The following is a 15529-nucleotide window of genomic DNA, read 5'->3' as shown; positions in this document are numbered from 1 at the left end:
GTAGGTGACCCGCACGACCTGCGGTCACAACCGGCCCGTGTGACCGTGAGAGGCATGTGCATGTCCGACGCGACTGCGGCGCAGACCGGGGGCGAAAAGGTCCAACTCCGTCTGCCGACTGGCGAACACGAGTTGAACGTCGTGCGCGCCGTGGAGGGCGCGCCCGGTATCGAACTGGGCAAGCTGCTCGCTCAGACCGGATACATCACGTACGACCCGGGTTTCGTGAACACCGGTGCCACGGCATCGGCGATCACGTACATCGACGGTGAGCAAGGCATCCTGCGCTACCGCGGTTACCCCATCGAACAGCTCGCGCAGCACTCGACGTTCATCGAGGTCTCGTACCTGCTGATCTACGGTGAGCTGCCCACCAAGCAGCAGTTGGAGGACTTCACCTCCAAGATCAGCAGGCACACGCTGCTGCACGAGGACCTGAAGCGATTCTTCGACGGTTTCCCGCGGGACGCGCACCCGATGCCGGTGCTCTCCAGCGCGGTGGCGGCACTGTCGACCTTCTACCAGGACTCGCTCGACCCCTCCGACATCTCCAACGTGGAGCTGTCGACCATTAGGCTGCTCGCGAAGGTGCCCACCATCGCGGCCTACGCCTACAAGAAGTCGATCGGCCAGCCGTTCCTGTACCCGGACAACTCGTTGGGCCTGGTCGAGAACTTCCTGCGGATGACGTTCGGGCTGCCCGCCGAGCCGTACGAGATCGACCCGACGATGGCGAAGGCGCTCGACCTGCTGTTCATCCTGCACGCCGACCACGAGCAGAACTGCTCCACGTCGACGGTGCGCCTGGTGGGCTCCTCGGAGGCCAACCTCTTCGCCAGCATCTCGGCGGGCATCATGGCTCTGTTCGGCCCGCTGCACGGCGGCGCCAACAGCGCGGTGCTGGAGATGCTGGAGGGTATCAAGGCCGACGGCGGTGACGTCGACGCGTTCGTCAACCGCGTCAAGAACAAGGAGAAGGGTGTCCGCCTGATGGGCTTCGGGCACCGGGTCTACAAGAACTACGACCCGCGCGCGAAGATCATCAAGCAGACCGCGGACGAGATCCTCTCCAAGATCGAGGGTGGCGACGAGCTGCTCGACATCGCCAAGCGCCTGGAGGAGCGGGCGCTGTCCGACGACTACTTCATCGAGCGCAAGCTCTACCCGAACGTCGACTTCTACACCGGCCTGATCTACCGGGCCATGGGCTTCCCGACGCAGTTCTTCACGGTGCTGTTCGCCCTGGGACGCCTGCCCGGTTGGATCGCGCACTGGCGCGAGATGATGAGCGACCCGGCCACCAAGATCGGTCGCCCGCGTCAGATCTACACCGGTGAGAAGGAGCGCGACTACAAGCCGCTGTCCGAGCGCTGAGCGTCTCGACGCCGAAGACGATCGAAGGCCACCGCATCCCGTGTGAGGGACGGTGGCCTTCGTCGTGTCGTCAGAACACGCGTCGCAGGAAGTCCTTGGCGGTGTCGATGCCGTCCTCCACCACGTCGAGCCCATTCTTGCCCGCCTTGATCAGGCCGAGGGCGACTGAGCCTCCGAAGCCGAAGATCTCGTCCCCGATCGCGTTGCTTTCCCACGCTTCGTCCACGACTTTCTGGACGAACGAGGGGCCGGACACGGCCTGCTTGTCACCCGTGATCACGGCGGCGGCGTCGTTCAGGAACTTCTCGTCCTCCCAGTACTCCGTGTGTTCGGTGCTCGGGGAGACGTTCAGCTTCTCCGTGCCCTCGAACTCGCCGGGACCGTCACCGTGCACCTCCAAGCCGTGGGCGAGACGGATGAGATCGGACCCGCCCGTGGCGGAGTAGACCTTGCCGTTGATCTTCAGGTCCTTCGCGACGTCGTTGGTCGAGGAGTCGTCGAGGCCGAATCCGGCGCCGCCGACGGCGATGACGTCGGCGTTCATTCCCGGCGCCTGCCGCGCCGCCTCGCTGACCACGAGCGAGGCGTAGGAGTGCGCCACCAGGGTGGTGTGCGGCTTGCCGTCCTGATGGGTGGAGCCGAGACTGTCCACGAACGACCGCAGCGTGGGGCCGCCTTTGTCCGCGTAGCTCGGATCCCACGCATGCTTCGGCACGTTGTCCGGAGCGTCGTAGTCGAGCCACAGCACGGACGCCACGTTGCCGCCCTTCTTGCTCGCGGCGTCGAACATCGTCTGGGCACGATCCAGGTCCGTCTCGAAACCGTTCCACAACGAGGCCGTGGTGCCGGGCACGTAGACGGACACGTCGTCGGCCGTGTCGGGGTTGCCGATCGAGAGGATGACCTTGCCGTCCCCGGAGGGGTCGAGCTTCAACAAGTACACGTCGTCGGCTCCGTCGGTGTCGGCTCGGGAGTCGGCGATGCGGTCCCGGATCATCTCCAGGCGTTTGCGCTTGTCACCGCTCGCATCCTCGATCTTCTCGTCGAGCACGGCGAGGTTGGCCTTGTGGCGGTCCTCGGCGGGAACGCCGTCCAGGCCACCGATCAGCTCGGGGTGCTGTGCGATGAGTTGCTCGCGTTGCGCGGGCGTCAGGCCCTTCCACCAGGCCGCGACCTCGGCCGGGGTCTTGCCGGTGGGGATCGTGAGGGACGCCCCGCCCATGCCGTGCGGGTTCGGTACGCCCGCGGCCTCCCCCAGCAGGGACGCCAGCTCGGCGTCGATTCGCCCGGCCTCGGCGAGCGCCCCCTTGGCCAGAGCGGTGAGTTCCCGCGCGTCCGCCGGCTGCGGCTCCCGGCCGGGAAGTGGCTCGGCGGTGCCGTCCGGGGCGATACGCAGCCCCAGCGCCGGCGCCTGGTCACAGGCGCGACGCAGCTTTCCCTGAGCCGTTCGCCAGCCCTGGGCGGCTCTCGCCAGCGCGGTCGCGACGTGCTCCGCATCGTCGGCCGACGTGGTCAGGCTCGTGCGGCTCCGGGAGATCGCGTCACATGCCTTGTCGGCCGCGGGACCTCGCCAGCAGCCGCCCTCGATGGCGGCCAGGACCTCGGAGTTCATCTGCTGGGCCGAGCGGTTGAGCGCGTCGGCCAACGCCCGCCACGCGGAGGCGTCGGCATCGACGGCACCGAAGTCGGCCGAGTAGAGCTGCTCGGTGTTCATCACGCCGCCACCCCCACCCGATTCAGGAGGTCCAGAATTCGGCGAAGTCCCCCGGCGGCGTCGTTGTCGGTGGCCTCGTAGCGGTCCGCCGCCTGCGCCAGGCGGTCGCCGAGTGAGCGCAGGTCGGCCGAGAATTCCCGCACCCGTGTCTTCCAGGTGTTCGCGGCCGAGGTCAGGGCCGCACCCGAGGTGAAGCCCGCGAGGCCGCCCGCGGCCGAGTCGAGCACCGTGCCCGCGCCATCGTCGGCCAGTGAGTCTCCCGCCCGTGAGGCACTCCGTGCGGCCGTGCGCAGTTCCTCGCTGTCCACTTCTGCCCGCGACATCACCGCTCCTTCCTTCGCCTGTTCGCGTCCGTCGTGCGCTGGGACGCGGCGACGAGGAAGGCGGGCTCCGTCCGCGAGCGGACATGGCCGCCCCAGGACAGGGGTCAGACCCGGTCGAGTTCGGAACCGTCGAGCCAGCCGAGCTGAGCGGCCCGGAAGACGAGCTGGATGCGGCTCGACACCCCGGCGAGGTCGTAGAGTTCCGCGATCATGCGGCGCACCGTACGCGTGGAGACGCTGAACCGGCGCGCGACGGTCTCGTCCTTGTTGCCGTTGGCCACCATGATCAGCAGTTGTTTCTGGGCTCGCGTCAACGGGGTCTCGTCGTGACCGGGCGAATCGACGCCGTCGAGTGGAGTGGCCGTGAGCCAGTACTTCTCGAACAGGTCCGCCGCGGCGGCCACCGCGCCGGGGGTTCGTACGAGCAGGCTGCCCCGCGTGTGGTCGTCGGGGGCGAGCGCCGAGACGACGTACTCGCCGTCGACGACGAGGGTCCAGACGGGTAGCGCCGGTGCGGTCTTGATCTCCACGCCCGCCGCGCGCATGCGGTGTGCTCCCTCGACGAGCGGGGTGAGGTAGTTGATGCTGTCGAGCATGATCACGCGGAGTCGCACGCCGCGTTCGGCGAGGCGGATGGCGAACTCGATGATGGGCGTGTAGTCGGTCGGGTCGGTGATGCCCGGTGCGGGACCGGCGGCGGCCAGCGCGTCGACGCTTCGCGTGGCGGTGGCGGTGATGTGTTCGAGGCATTGGAGTGCCGCGGCCGTCCCGTGGTTGACCCTGGTCTCGGGCGAGGCGGTCGCGGGACTCCGCCCGGCGTGCACGGTCAGTTCCTCCACCGCGGCGGCGGCCAGGTCGAGCCGTTGTTCCTCGGCGCGCAGCTCGCGGCGGGCGCTCGCCAGCAGCGGCGGGAAGGCGATGGCGGGGTGCACCGGGCGGACCCGGTCGCCGGGCAGGTGCTCGACGAGTCCGAGCGTGTGGAGTTTCTCCAGCGTCGCCGCCACGGCGTCGGGTGACAGACCGAGGTGTTCCCCGACGAGCGAGGCCTCGCTCTCGGGACGATCGAGCAGCAGGCGGTAGGCCTGTTCGGCACGCTCGTCGAGCCCCAGGCACTCCAGCATCAGCCCCCCAGGTGTGACCTCACTGTGATGGACACCATACCGACCCGGAGTCTCGGGTGGGTTACCTCGGGGATTCACATCGGAGCGGGCGGACGCAGGCTGCGGACACGTGTGCGCAAGCTGCGGACACGCGTGCACAAAGTGCGGACACGCCGGGGTACTCCTCCTCGGAGGAGGGAGACGCGATGGCGGTGTGGTTGGAAGCCGGGTTGTGGGGGTTGCTCGCCGGATCGGCGCTGCTGCTCGGCGCGGCCGCGGGGTGGTGGCTTCCGGTGCCTGCCGCCGTTGTGGCCTGGGTGATGGCATTCGGCGCGGGCGTGCTGGTCTCGGCGCTGGCCTTCGAGCTGGTGGACGAGGCCGAACGCAGTGGCGGGCTGTTCGCCACGTCCCTGGGGTTCCTGCTGGGTGCGTGCGCCTACGTGGCGGCGAACGAACTGCTGTCCCGGCGTGGTGCCCGGCACCGAAAGCGGTCGGCTCGGGTGCAACCGTCCGAGGACGAGGCCAAGGGCAGTGGCGTGGCCATCGCGATCGGCGCGTTGCTCGACGGCATACCCGAGTCGGTGGTTCTCGGGCTGTCGGTTCCGAGCGGTGGGGGAGTGGGGGTCACCGTCCTCGCCGCGGTGTTCATCTCCAACGTGCCCGAGGGGTTGTCGAGTTCCGCGGGCATGAAACGCGCCGGACGTCCCGCGAGTTACGTCTTCGGCGTGTGGGCCGGGATCGCGGTGGTCTGCGGTGTGGCCGCGCTGCTGGGCCGGCTGCTCCTCGACGAGGTCCCTCCCGCCACGGTCGCGGTGATCACGGCGGTGGCGGCGGGAGGCATTCTCGCCATGGTGGCCGACACGATGATCCCGGAGGCGTTCCAACGGACGCACGTCCTCACCGGGCTGATTACCACCGTGGGGTTCCTCTCCTCGTTCATCCTTCAACGCTGGGGCTGATCCGGCCCGCCAGCACCTCGCGGGAGAGGTGGTCGGCGTGCCGGGTGGTCTCGGGGAGCCGGTACTTCGTGCAAAGAGTGATCGTATGATCACGTGCCGTGTCGAGGTCGATTCGGTGTCCTATCGAGACGAACACCGGCTTGACGCCGTCGCGGGTGCGCACGGCGGCTCCGACGACCTCGCCGTCGGCGACGAGGGGCGACCACGAGCCCCGTTTGGACGCGGGCGGGACGAACTCACCCACGAACACCGTCTTCGCCACCCCGAACGTCGGGACGCCGGTGAGGACTCCGAGGTGGCAGGCGAGGCCGAACCGGCGTGGGTGGGCGAGGCCGTGTCCGTCGCATACCAGCAGGTCCGGTGTGGTCCTGAGACGTCGGAGCGCCTCCACCACCGCGGGCAGTTCCCAAAACGCGAACAGTCCCGGTTCGTAGGGGAACTCCGTGGTGGTCACCACGGTGGAGGTTTCGAGTACCTCCAGGGTGGTGTGGTCGAGCACAACCACCGCCGCGGCGAGACGCGGCGAATTCCGGTCGTAGGCCACGTCCACACCCGCGACCGTGCGCACGGGCCGCGGTGTCTCGTCCACCGCGCGTACCTCGCCGCGCAGCCGTAGCTGTGTCTCCACGGCGTCGGCCACCGTCGTCGGCCACGGTTCCCGGAGCCGTATCTCCACGCCCCTACCCCCATTTTCGTCGTCCGTGGTTGGCAAAGTCCATTGTTGACAGTTTTGACCATTACGGGTGCGGCTTTTGTGATCGTGACGGCCTGTACGGGGGCCACAGAGATCGACTACGCTGAGCGGAGTAACAGGGTGGGCCGTTCGTGCCGCCGTTCATGTTGGGAAAAGCATGGAGGTGCACTGGGGTATGCGGTTTTCCGGCGCGCCCGTGACACGGTGTGCTGACACGTTCTGACCGACCCGACTGATCTGGGTGAACATGGAATTCTCGCCGACTTCGCCGCGTGGACCGCATCCCCTCGCGTGGGTGTGCGGCGCGCTCGCCGCCGGTTACGTGGTCGTCGTCTCAATCGTCCTGGCCGTCGGTGACGCCGGGCAGCCGTGGTGGCTGCTACCGGGCGCGGTGGCGCTCGTCGCGTTGGTCGCCCACGTCGTGCTCACCGCACGCGCCGCCCGGACCGCCGCCGCTTCTCACACGGCCCTCGCGAATCGGTACGCCTCCCTGGAGCAGGGGTACGTCGCCCAACGTGAGGTGTACGAGATCTTCATGCGCCACCTGGAGGCGCTCACGCGGGACCCGAATCCGCCCCCGTTCGAGCCGGGCCCGTCGCATCCCGAGGCCGCGGAGGCGTACGAGCGCATGAAGGCGCTCTTCGGCAAGGCTCTCGACGGCTACGCCGCTCAGCGCAGCGCCGTGCACTCCGCCGTCGTGTCGCTGGCCCGCAGGGTCCAGACCTCCGCACACCGCATGCAGGAGGAAGCCGGGCGCATGGTCAACCGGCACCCGAACGACCCGGACGTGCTGGAGACCAGCATGCGGATCGACCACGCCGCCGCCCAGCAGGCTCGATACGCGCAGTCGCTCGCCGCGCTCTGCGGTGAACGTCCGGGGCAGCAGTGGAACGAGGCGCTACCGCTGTCGGACATCGTGCGCGGCGCGGCCGGCCGCATCACCGCCTACCAGCGTGTGGAGGCGTCCGGCGACCCGGCCATCGCGGTGACGGCCCGAGTGGTCGAGCCACTCATCCACATCGTGGCCGAGCTGCTGGCCAATGCGGCGCAGTCCTCCCCTCCCACCACGAACGTGCTGGTCACCCTGCGGCACGTCCAGCGTGGTGCGGTCATCGAGATCGACGACTGCGGTGTCGGCATGGACGACCGGAGGCTCGAACAGGCCCGCGCCATCGCGTCGGGGGAGAAACTCGTCGACCTCTTCACGCTCGGCGAGGTCCCGCAGACCGGTTTGCCGTCCGTCGGTACTTACGCGCGGCGTTACGGGTTCCGGGTCGACCTCGGCGAGTCCGTCTACGGCGGGGTGCGCGCCATCGTCATGGTGCCGTCCGAATTGACCGAGCCATTGGCGCCCGGACACGCCTCGATCAGCGGGCAGCTCGCGCTGACCCGCCAGCACACCACGGCGGACAACCTCCGGCCCGTCGGGGCGCCGGAGCCGGTGCCCGCCCCGTCGCCGCAGGCTCAGCAGTTGCCCACACCCGAACCGGCCTCGGCCCAACGAGAGCAGCTCGCCGAGACACCCGCCTCCTCGGGTGAGGGGTCGCCCGAGCTGCCCCGGCGGAAGTCCCGCCGGGGCGAGGTCGTCGCCGAGAACAGCAACGAGATCACGATGAACCTGTCCGCCGTCCCGGCCGAGCCCGTCGATCCCCGCCGAGCCGCGGAGGAGGCGGGCCAGTGGATGAGTGCCTTCCTCAGCTCGGGCGAGGTCGCGAACGACCGGACCACCGACTCGAATTCGCCTTACGACCCTCGTGACACTTCGGAGGAGTGATGGTTGCTCACGCCAGTGACAACAGTTGGATGCTGGAGCAGATCAGAAGCGTGCGCGGGGTGCGGCATGCGATCGTGCTCACCTCCGACGGTCTGCTGAAGGTGAAGACCGAGCAGACCGCCACCGACGTCGCCGACAAGCTCGCCGCCGCGTGCGCGGGTCTGACCTCGCTCGGCAGGGGGGTCGGTGAGGAGTTCGGTTCCGGGGGAGACCCCAAGCAGGTGATGGTCGAGTTCGACGGTGGCTTCCTGTTCGTGCGCGGTGCGGGCGACGGTTCCCGGCTCGCCGTGGTCACCGAGCCGGTCATCGATCCGGGCCTCATCGCGCAACAAATGCAGCTCCAGGTACTCCAGATCGGCGAGCGGACCCTCAGCACACCCACCCGTACGCGCTGATCATGGACCACTCGGAGGAGTACCAGGACAGGCCGGTACGGCCGTACATCATCACGGGTGGTCGTGCCCATCCCACGCGGAACACGCTGCGGCCGGAAACCCTGTTGGTGGCCAACCCCGAAGCGCAGCTTCCGGTGTCGACGAGTCGGGAGAAGCGGTCACTGGTGGAGATGTGCCGAGGCGTGCTCTCGGTCGCCGAGGCCGCGGCGCACCTGCGTCTGCCCGTGAGTGTGGTCGTGGTGCTCGCGTCGGATCTGGTCGACACCGGACATCTCGTGGTGCGTTCCAGCCCGCAGCGACTCGTCATACCGGAAATCGATTTGCTGGAGAAAGTGCTGAATGGGCTCCGAAAGCTCTGAGCGTTATGTGCCGTCGACCGTCACGCAGTCGGTCAAGATCCTGGTCGTCGGCGCGTTCGGCGTGGGCAAGACGACCCTGATCGGCTCGGTCAGCGAGATTCCACCGCTGCGCACCGAGGAGACCATGACCGCCGCGAGCGTCGGCGTCGACTCCCTCGCCGGGCTCGACAGCAAGAGCAGCACCACGGTGGCCATGGACTTCGGGCGCATCACTCTGAATCCGGAGCTCGTGCTGTACCTCTTCGGAACGCCGGGGCAGAAGCGGTTCTGGAACCTGTGGGAGGGACTGGCCGACGGTGCCGTGGGTGCTCTCGTCATGGTGGACACCCGCAGGCTGCAGGACAGCTTCGAGGTGTTCGACCAGTTGGAGCTGCACACCCGCGTCCCGTTCGCGGTGGCCGTCAACCAGTTCCCCGGCTCGCCGACGTACGACACCGAAGAGCTTCGCAGTGCCCTCGACCTGCTGCCGGAGACGCCGATCGTGTACTGCGACGCGCGTGAGCGGCAGTCGTCGGTGCAAGCCCTGATCAAGCTCGTCGAGTACGCCATCGAGGTGCGCAAGCGCTCGGAGGTGGCGTGACGATGTCGTCGCAGGCGTCGCAGTCGCTGGTTCTGGCCGAGATGACTGGCCTGACTCCGCTGTTGCAGATCGTCAACTCCCAGAACCCGCAGGCCGTCTACAGCGAGTTGCGGGCCCGGTGGGGTCAGGTCGCGCCGGTGGAGCTCATGCCGGGCGTCAACGGCTGGCTCGTCATGGGACATGCCGAGATCTGTCAGGTGGCCCGCAACGAGCGGTTGTTTTCCCACGACCCGCGCACGTGGCGCGAGTACGCCAGCGGCGTGATCCCGCCGGATTCGCCGTTGGCGACGTTGCTGTCGCCGTTGGAGAACGCCGTGTACGCCGACGGCGAGAAGCACCGGCGGTTGCGGGCGCCCGTCGAGGAGGGGTTCGACAACCTCGACGAGCACCGGCTGCGTAGCACCGTCGAGCAGGTCTGCATGGAGTTCATCGACGGGTTCTCCTCCCGTGGGGAGGCAGACCTCGTCACCGAGTACTCCGCCGCCGTGCCCATGGTCGTGATGCTGTCGCTGCTCGGGATGTCGCCCGAGGACCGCGAGAAGCTCAGGGCGACGCTGCTGAAGGGCATCGAGTCGTACTTCGCCGACGACTCCTTCCTGCGGTTGCTGACGGACATGGTGCAACAACGGCGCGCCCAGCCTCGGGACGACCTGACCTCGCTGTTCGTGCGGCATCCGTCGTTCCGCGACGACACCGAGGTGCTCCACGCGATGATGATGGTCATCGGGATGGGGTACGAGGTCACGGGCGTCTGGATCGCGATGGCCCTGCGGCTCATGCTCACCGACCAGCGGTTCACCGCCCGGCTGCGCGGCGGCAGGCTCGGTATCGACGAGGCGCTCGACGAGGTGCTGTGGCGTGACCCGCCCACGGCGAACCTGATGGGGCGGTACGCGGCGGCCGACTGCGAACTCGCCGGAAAGCCCATCCGGCGGGGCGACGCGGTGATCCTCGGCCTGGCGGCGGGCAACTCGGACTTCCGGGTGCGCACCAACGACCCGTGGTTGGAGATCGGCAACCGCGCGTACCTGTCGTTCAGCGCCGGTGCGCATGCCTGCCCGGCACAGCGCGCGGCCCGGCTGATCGCGCGTATCGCCGTGGAGACGGTGCTGTACTCGTTGGACGACATCACCGTGCCGGTGCCGGTGGAGGAACTGACGTTCACCCCGTCGCTGTGGAACCGCAACCTGACGTCGTTGCCCGTGCGATTCACCCCGAGCCGGGCGGGCCACCGGTAACGGCCGCTGTCGGGTTCGCGAACGCTCGGTGTCGGGCGTGGAGCACTCGCGTCAGGACGACGGCACTCGCCACGGTCAGCAGGACGGCTGCCACCACCTCGAACGGCTCGGCGGCGCCGGTCGCGACCCGGCTTGCCACCGCGAACGGCGACAGCGGGGGCACGAACGACGCCACGAGCCCGATCATGCCCGTGGGATGCGGTAGCACGAGCATGCTCGTGCCCAGCCCGGCCACCACCACGGCGGCGACGGAGGGGATCACCGACCGGAGGGGGCCGCCACCGGAGCCGGCGGCCACGAACAGCGGCGAGTACAGCGCATAGCCGAGGGCGAACCACACCGGGCCCCACGCCAACGTGCTCGCCGCTGCTCCGAAGGTGGACAGCGCGCCCGTGGCGGTGGTGACCGCGACGGCCGCCGCCCCGAGGAGCAGGAGCTGAGTTCCGCCCGCGAGGCCGACGCCGACGACCTTGCCGAGCGCCACCCACCGGGAACGTCCGCCGTCCTCGACGAGGGAACGCGCCGCCATCAGTGAGCTTCCGGCGATGCCGAAGCCGAGCAGGAGCACGGTGGCCAACGCCAGACAGGTGCGCTCGGTGCGTGTCGCGACGGGAGGTTCGACGGTCTCCGCGGTGACGCGGGCGGTCGCCACGTCACCGTGCACGTCGGTGGGGTCGAGCCCGCTTTCCACGAGTTTGGCGTTCAGTACCTCGTCCCGTGCGATGCCGATGAGCAGCGCCCGTAGCGACTCGTCCAGTTCGGACCCGGACAGGGTCCGAAGGTCCGTCAGGCTACCCGAGACGAGGACGTCCAGTTCCCCGCGTGCCACGTCGGCCCGTGCTCGGTCGGCGTCGCGGTACGGAACGACGTCGAGGTCCTCGCCCACGTCGTTCGCGGCCTCCCGCAACGGTTCCGCCATGGCGGTGGCCTGTCCGACCAATCCCACCGTAGTGCCGCCCAGACGCGTGAACACCGAGGCGTGCAGCAGCAGGTAGCCCAGCAGGAGGGCGAGCACGAGCACCGTGCTGGTGACGAAATAACCGGCACGGGAGTGGCCGCGCAGCTCCCGCGCCGCGACGGTGCACACGGTCGCGGTCGCCCGCCGGGCGACCGGGAAGTCCTCGGGCACGCCACCCCCCCCCTTCCCGCGGTCGCGACGGGGGTGAGCATACGTCAGGTGAGCCCTTCCAACGACCGTTCGACCAGGTCGGACACGATGGGGCGGGCCGCTTCCGCCTCTTCGGGGACCAGCCCGAGCCGAGTCCGACGATGGAGCACGTCGTCGGCGTCGAGGGCTCCCTCGTGGCGCACCGCCCACACGACCTCGGCCGCCGTGACGGGACATCCGGGGAACAGCGGTCGCGCCAGCTCGGGATCGACCTCACCGAGCGCGGCCACCCGAGGGGCCTCACTTCCGTACTTGCCGACCAACCGACGTGGCGCGTCCACAGTGGCCAGATTGGTTCGCTTCGCGGACCCGACGAGCGGAAGCCGCGCCGTGCGCGACTCGGGCGCCCGGAGGCCCGCCCGCGAGACGGCGCGGTCGACGGCGTCCCGCGCCATCACCCGATAGGTGGTGAGCTTGCCGCCCACGACCGTGACGACTCCGGTGGCGGGATCGGTGAGCACGGCGTGTTCGCGGGACAGGTCGGCGGTCCTGTCGCCGGGATTGTCGAGCAGCGGCCGCAGCCCCGCGAAGGAGCCCAGTACGTCGTCGCGGGTGAGGGGGCGGGCCAGCACGCGCGACGCCACGTCGAGCAGGAAGTCCACGTCCGACTCCGGCACCTCGGTGACGTCGGTGGGCCTGCCGTCGAGGGGTTCGTCGGTCAGACCGAGGTAGACCCTCCCACCCGGTTGGGGGAGCAGGAAGACGAACCGGTTCAGCTCTCCGGGCACCGGGACCATGAGCGCCGTCTCGCCGAGCCCGACGCTCCGGGCGTCCAGCACGAGGTGCGAGCCACGAGAGGGACGTAACCGCACGCTCGGGACCAACTCCCCCGACCACACGCCCGCGGCGTTGATCACCTGCCGCCCTCGTAGTTCGACGGTCTCGCCGGTCAACTCGTCGCGGGCACGCACGCGCTCGGCGGACAACTCCAGGGCCCGCACTCGCGTGAGGACACGGGCGCCGAGCCCCGCGGCCGTCCGGGCGAGTGCCACCACGAGACGCGCGTCGTCGGTGAGGGCGCCGTCGAAGGCGAGCAGCCCACCGCGAAGGCCGGCTTCTCGCAGTGCCGGGACGAGCGTGAGAGCCTGCGCGGCGGGCACCGTGCGGGGACGGGGCAGCAGCGACGACGGAGTGCGGGCGAGCCGGCGCAACGCATCGCCCGCCGTGAGACCGGCGGCGGTGAGCGCGTAGTCGCGCGACGGGGTGTCGGCGTAGCGGGGGAAGAGCTGGGCCATCGGCCGGGTGAGGTGGACGGCGGTGCGGCGCATGAGGATGTCGCGTTCGACCGCGCTCTCCCTGGCCAGGCCGACGTGCCCGTGCGCGAGGTACCGGAGTCCGCCGTGGACGAGTTTGCTGGAGAACCGGGAGGTCCCGAACGCGAGGTCGTGGGCCTCCACCAGCGCCACCGACAGGCCGCGCGAGGCCGCGTCCAGCGCGACTCCCGCGCCGGTCACCCCGCCGCCCACCACGATCACGTCGACCCGTTCCCCCGACGCGAGCGCGTCGAGTTCCCGTGCGCGCCTCCGTGCGGTCAAGGAAGCGTGGATCACGTTCGTTCCCGTCATGGTTTCAGGCTTTCGTCGAGTAGGTGTCGTAGTTCGGAGAGCAGGGCCTCGCTGCGGACGTCGCGGGTGGCGGGACGCCACGAGAGCACGAACGACTGCACGGTCAGCAGCAGAGCCCTGGCCTGCGCGTCCGGCGCGCCGCGGCGAACGGACCCGTCGGCGTGGCCCTCGATAAGGAGCTCGCTCACCACCCGTTCGGCGAGTCGTTGGGTGCTGCCCAGCCTCTCGGTGACGTAGGGCAGCAGCAGTTCGGCGTCGCGGTCGAGCACGGTGCGCAGCAGCGGATCGGCGTTGAGCGCGCGCACGGCCGACACGGCCAGCTCCACGAGCCGCGCCCGAGCGGGCCGCGTGGCGTCGATGCCGGTGCCGACCCGGTGGAGCAGGGCGCCGAACTCGCGGGTCATGAGGGCGGCGAGAACGCTGCGGACGTCCGAGTAACGCCGGTAGAGGGTCATGCGGCTCACGCCCGCCGTTCGCGCGATGTCGGTGAGCGTGGTGCGGCGGACGCCGTCCGCCAGCACGCAGGTCCGTGCCGCGTCGAGGAGCACGTCGTCGGGTACTCGGGTGGTGGCGCGCTCGGCCACCTCCTCGATCGCACCCGTCCGCACGGGGCTGTGACGTTCAAGCTCCATGTGTCACACTCTAGCCGTGAACGACGTCGTCGACCATCGACTTCGCACCTCCTGGACCCCGGAGGCGGGGAAGGCCGCCGCGTTGCCGCCCCACGCGGTGCGGTGGCTCGCCCACCGCATCGGACCGTTGTCGCCCTCCGCCCCCGTCGCGCCCGAGTCCGCCTACGCCGTTCCGCCGTCGCGGCTGTCGGACGCGGCTCGCGCCGCCCTCGTCGAGGCGGTCGGTGCCGAACACGTGCTGGAGAACGAGCGGGAGCGACTCGGCCGGGCGGGTGGCATGTCCTATCTCGACCTGCTGCGCCGCCGCCATCCCGACGGCCTCGCCGTGCCCGACGCCGTGGTGCTGCCCGGTGACCCCGACGAGGTGCAGCGGGTGGTGGACGCGTGCGTGGCCCACGACGTCGGGGTGGTGCCGTTCGGCGGAGGCACGTCCGTCGTCGGTGGGGTGACCGCGCTGCGAGGGGACAAGGCCGCGGTGATCGTGGTGGATCTCGCAAGGCTCGACCGGCTCGTCTCCGTCGATCCGACCTCGCGGTTGGCCGTGTTCCAAGCCGGGGTCCGAGGCCCCGACGCGCAGCGTCTCCTCGCCGCGCACGGTCTCACCCTGGGCCACGTGCCGCAGTCGTTCGAGCGGGCCACGCTCGGGGGCTTCGCCGCGACGCGTTCGGCGGGGCAGGCGTCGTCGGGATACGGCCGGTTCGAAGACATGGTGCAGGGAGTCCGGCTGGCGACGCCCTCGGGGCCGTGGCGTCTCGGCGTGGCACCGGCCTCGGCGGCCGGACCGAACCTGCGGGCGCTGGCCGTCGGTAGCGAGGGGGTGCTCGGAATCATCACCGAGGTCACCGTGCGGGTGAGGCCGCTGCCGGAGCGGGAACGCTACGAGGGCTTCGTCCTCCGGGGCTGGCGGCACGCCACCGAGGTCGTGCGCGTGCTGGCGCAGCACGGGCTGTTGGCCGACGTCACGCGGGTGTCCGATGTCGACGAGACGGAGGTGACGCTCGCGCTCAAGGGTGGGTTCGCGGCAAAAGCCCTACGCCGCTATCTCGCCGTTCGCGGGGTCCACGAGCCGTGTCTGCTGATCCTCGGCTGGCTCGGAGCCGCCCCACAGCGGGCGCGGGCACTGAGGTTGTTGAAGGCGGCGGGTGCCGTCCCACTCGGGAAGGCACCGGGGGAGGCCTGGCGACACGGTCGCTTCTCCGGCCCCCGCCAGCGCGACGCGCTGCTCGATCTCGGGGTGTGCGTGGAGACGTTGGAAACGGCCACGCACTGGTCACGGTTGGGCGAGCTCTACGACAAGGTGCGCGAGGCCCTGTACGACGCGCTCGACCGCCCGGTGGTGATGTGCCACGTCTCGCACGCCTACGAGACCGGTGCCTCGCTGTACTTCACGGTGCTCGCCGCGCGCGACCCGCACGACCCGTTCGGCCAGTGGGAACGCGCCAAGCGGGCGGCGAGCGAGGCGATCAGCGAGGACGGTCGCGGCACCATCACCCACCATCACGCCGTGGGCACGGACCACGCGCCGTACCTGCGTGCTGAGATCGGTGACGTGGGCATGTCGGTGCTGGCGGCGGCCAAACACGCCACCGACCCGATGGGAATCCTGAACCCCGGCAAACTCGGCCTGTAATCCGCCACCGTGTCCGCAGTCTGT

General features: G+C 69.8%; 15 protein-coding genes. 8 read left to right on the top strand and 7 right to left on the bottom strand.

Annotation, left to right across the window (positions count from 1 at the left end):
- The first annotated feature begins 60 nt into the window (after positions 1-60).
- On the top strand, positions 61-1374 hold the full coding sequence (locus SACGLDRAFT_RS18060) for a citrate synthase (protein ID WP_005466374.1): 1314 nt from the start codon (positions 61-63) through the stop codon (positions 1372-1374).
- Positions 1375-1444: 70 nt separating this feature from the next.
- Here the strand turns inward: SACGLDRAFT_RS18060 and SACGLDRAFT_RS18055 are convergent, their stop codons facing one another.
- The 3 genes from SACGLDRAFT_RS18055 to SACGLDRAFT_RS18045 all read right to left on the bottom strand — a co-directional run bounded on the left by SACGLDRAFT_RS18055 (position 1445) and on the right by SACGLDRAFT_RS18045 (position 4532).
- Entirely contained in the window at positions 1445-3088 is a 1644-nt protein-coding gene (locus SACGLDRAFT_RS18055) for an alpha/beta hydrolase (protein ID WP_005466373.1), read from the bottom strand.
- A complete protein-coding gene (locus SACGLDRAFT_RS18050) occupies positions 3088-3411 on the bottom strand; it encodes a type VII secretion target (RefSeq protein WP_005466372.1) in 324 nt (107 codons plus the stop codon). Before SACGLDRAFT_RS18050 ends, SACGLDRAFT_RS18055 begins: the two co-directional genes overlap by 1 nt.
- A gap of 104 nt (positions 3412-3515) precedes the next feature.
- On the bottom strand, positions 3516-4532 hold the full coding sequence (locus SACGLDRAFT_RS18045) for a helix-turn-helix domain-containing protein (protein ID WP_005466371.1): 1017 nt from the start codon (positions 4530-4532) through the stop codon (positions 3516-3518).
- Positions 4533-4717: 185 nt separating this feature from the next.
- Between SACGLDRAFT_RS18045 and SACGLDRAFT_RS18040 the strand changes: the two genes are divergently transcribed.
- Positions 4718-5470: a ZIP family metal transporter gene (locus tag SACGLDRAFT_RS18040; RefSeq protein WP_005466369.1), complete on the top strand. Its 753-nt coding sequence runs from the start codon at positions 4718-4720 to the stop codon at positions 5468-5470.
- On the opposite strand, the gene nfi is transcribed toward SACGLDRAFT_RS18040, so the two are convergent.
- Positions 5448-6146 (bottom strand): deoxyribonuclease V, encoded by a 699-nt coding sequence (gene nfi / locus SACGLDRAFT_RS18035; RefSeq protein ID WP_005466367.1) that lies wholly within the window; start codon positions 6144-6146, stop codon positions 5448-5450. The two genes, SACGLDRAFT_RS18040 and nfi, sit on opposite strands and share 23 nt — an antisense overlap.
- Positions 6147-6411: 265 nt before the next feature.
- On the opposite strand from nfi, the gene SACGLDRAFT_RS18030 reads away from it, so the two are divergent.
- Genes SACGLDRAFT_RS18030 through SACGLDRAFT_RS18010 form a run of 5 tightly spaced genes read left to right on the top strand, consistent with a single transcriptional unit; the run spans position 6412 to position 10510 of the window.
- Positions 6412-7938, top strand: a complete 1527-nt coding sequence (locus SACGLDRAFT_RS18030; RefSeq protein ID WP_005466366.1) for an ATP-binding protein — start codon at positions 6412-6414, stop codon at positions 7936-7938.
- Entirely contained in the window at positions 7938-8333 is a 396-nt protein-coding gene (locus tag SACGLDRAFT_RS18025) for a roadblock/LC7 domain-containing protein (protein ID WP_005466365.1), read from the top strand. The genes SACGLDRAFT_RS18030 and SACGLDRAFT_RS18025 overlap by 1 nt, the downstream gene beginning before the upstream one ends.
- 2 nt (positions 8334-8335) lie before the next feature.
- A complete protein-coding gene (locus SACGLDRAFT_RS18020; RefSeq protein WP_005466364.1) occupies positions 8336-8692 on the top strand; it encodes a DUF742 domain-containing protein in 357 nt (118 codons plus the stop codon).
- Positions 8673-9272, top strand: a complete 600-nt coding sequence (locus SACGLDRAFT_RS18015) for a GTP-binding protein (protein ID WP_005466363.1) — start codon at positions 8673-8675, stop codon at positions 9270-9272. The genes SACGLDRAFT_RS18020 and SACGLDRAFT_RS18015 overlap by 20 nt, the downstream gene beginning before the upstream one ends.
- Before the next feature lie 2 nt (positions 9273-9274).
- Positions 9275-10510 (top strand): cytochrome P450, encoded by a 1236-nt coding sequence (locus tag SACGLDRAFT_RS18010; RefSeq protein ID WP_005466362.1) that lies wholly within the window; start codon positions 9275-9277, stop codon positions 10508-10510.
- Here SACGLDRAFT_RS18010 and SACGLDRAFT_RS18005 read toward each other — a convergent pair.
- Genes SACGLDRAFT_RS18005 through SACGLDRAFT_RS17995 form a run of 3 tightly spaced genes read right to left on the bottom strand, consistent with a single transcriptional unit; the run spans position 10482 to position 13875 of the window.
- Entirely contained in the window at positions 10482-11639 is a 1158-nt protein-coding gene (locus SACGLDRAFT_RS18005; protein WP_005466361.1) for an ABC transporter permease, read from the bottom strand. The genes SACGLDRAFT_RS18010 and SACGLDRAFT_RS18005 overlap by 29 nt on opposite strands.
- Positions 11640-11683: 44 nt before the next feature.
- The gene (locus tag SACGLDRAFT_RS18000) at positions 11684-13243 is read right to left on the bottom strand and encodes a glycerol-3-phosphate dehydrogenase/oxidase (RefSeq protein WP_005466360.1); all 1560 of its coding nucleotides are present in this window, start codon (positions 13241-13243) and stop codon (positions 11684-11686) included.
- The gene (locus tag SACGLDRAFT_RS17995) at positions 13240-13875 is read right to left on the bottom strand and encodes a TetR/AcrR family transcriptional regulator (protein WP_005466359.1); all 636 of its coding nucleotides are present in this window, start codon (positions 13873-13875) and stop codon (positions 13240-13242) included. The genes SACGLDRAFT_RS18000 and SACGLDRAFT_RS17995 overlap by 4 nt, the downstream gene beginning before the upstream one ends.
- Before the next feature lie 16 nt (positions 13876-13891).
- Between SACGLDRAFT_RS17995 and SACGLDRAFT_RS17990 the strand changes: the two genes are divergently transcribed.
- The gene (locus tag SACGLDRAFT_RS17990; protein ID WP_005466357.1) at positions 13892-15505 is read left to right on the top strand and encodes an FAD-binding oxidoreductase; all 1614 of its coding nucleotides are present in this window, start codon (positions 13892-13894) and stop codon (positions 15503-15505) included.
- Positions 15506-15529 lie beyond the last annotated feature (24 nt).

The sequence above is a fragment of the Saccharomonospora glauca K62 genome (genome assembly GCF_000243395.2).
Classification (GTDB): domain Bacteria; phylum Actinomycetota; class Actinomycetes; order Mycobacteriales; family Pseudonocardiaceae; genus Saccharomonospora; species Saccharomonospora glauca.
The sequence above is the reverse complement of the archived record's forward strand: the minus strand, read 5'-3'. Positions and strand labels throughout refer to the sequence as shown.

Bases quoted from the DNA above. Each gene is read 5' to 3' on its own strand.
- SACGLDRAFT_RS18050 (WP_005466372.1), bottom strand. From the start codon at position 3,411: ATGTCGCGGGCAGAAGTGGACAGCGAGGAACTGCGCACGGCCGCACGG.
- SACGLDRAFT_RS18010 (WP_005466362.1), top strand. From the start codon at position 9,275: ATGTCGTCGCAGGCGTCGCAGTCGCTGGTTCTGGCCGAGATGACTGGC.
- SACGLDRAFT_RS18025 (WP_005466365.1), top strand. From the start codon at position 7,938: ATGGTTGCTCACGCCAGTGACAACAGTTGGATGCTGGAGCAGATCAGA.
- SACGLDRAFT_RS18040 (WP_005466369.1), top strand. From the start codon at position 4,718: ATGGCGGTGTGGTTGGAAGCCGGGTTGTGGGGGTTGCTCGCCGGATCG.
- SACGLDRAFT_RS18055 (WP_005466373.1), bottom strand. From the start codon at position 3,088: ATGAACACCGAGCAGCTCTACTCGGCCGACTTCGGTGCCGTCGATGCC.
- SACGLDRAFT_RS18060 (WP_005466374.1), top strand. From the start codon at position 61: ATGTCCGACGCGACTGCGGCGCAGACCGGGGGCGAAAAGGTCCAACTC.
- SACGLDRAFT_RS18045 (WP_005466371.1), bottom strand. From the start codon at position 4,532: ATGCTGGAGTGCCTGGGGCTCGACGAGCGTGCCGAACAGGCCTACCGC.
- SACGLDRAFT_RS17995 (WP_005466359.1), bottom strand. From the start codon at position 13,875: ATGGAGCTTGAACGTCACAGCCCCGTGCGGACGGGTGCGATCGAGGAG.
- SACGLDRAFT_RS18015 (WP_005466363.1), top strand. From the start codon at position 8,673: ATGGGCTCCGAAAGCTCTGAGCGTTATGTGCCGTCGACCGTCACGCAG.
- SACGLDRAFT_RS18000 (WP_005466360.1), bottom strand. From the start codon at position 13,243: ATGACGGGAACGAACGTGATCCACGCTTCCTTGACCGCACGGAGGCGC.
- SACGLDRAFT_RS18030 (WP_005466366.1), top strand. From the start codon at position 6,412: ATGGAATTCTCGCCGACTTCGCCGCGTGGACCGCATCCCCTCGCGTGG.
- SACGLDRAFT_RS18020 (WP_005466364.1), top strand. From the start codon at position 8,336: ATGGACCACTCGGAGGAGTACCAGGACAGGCCGGTACGGCCGTACATC.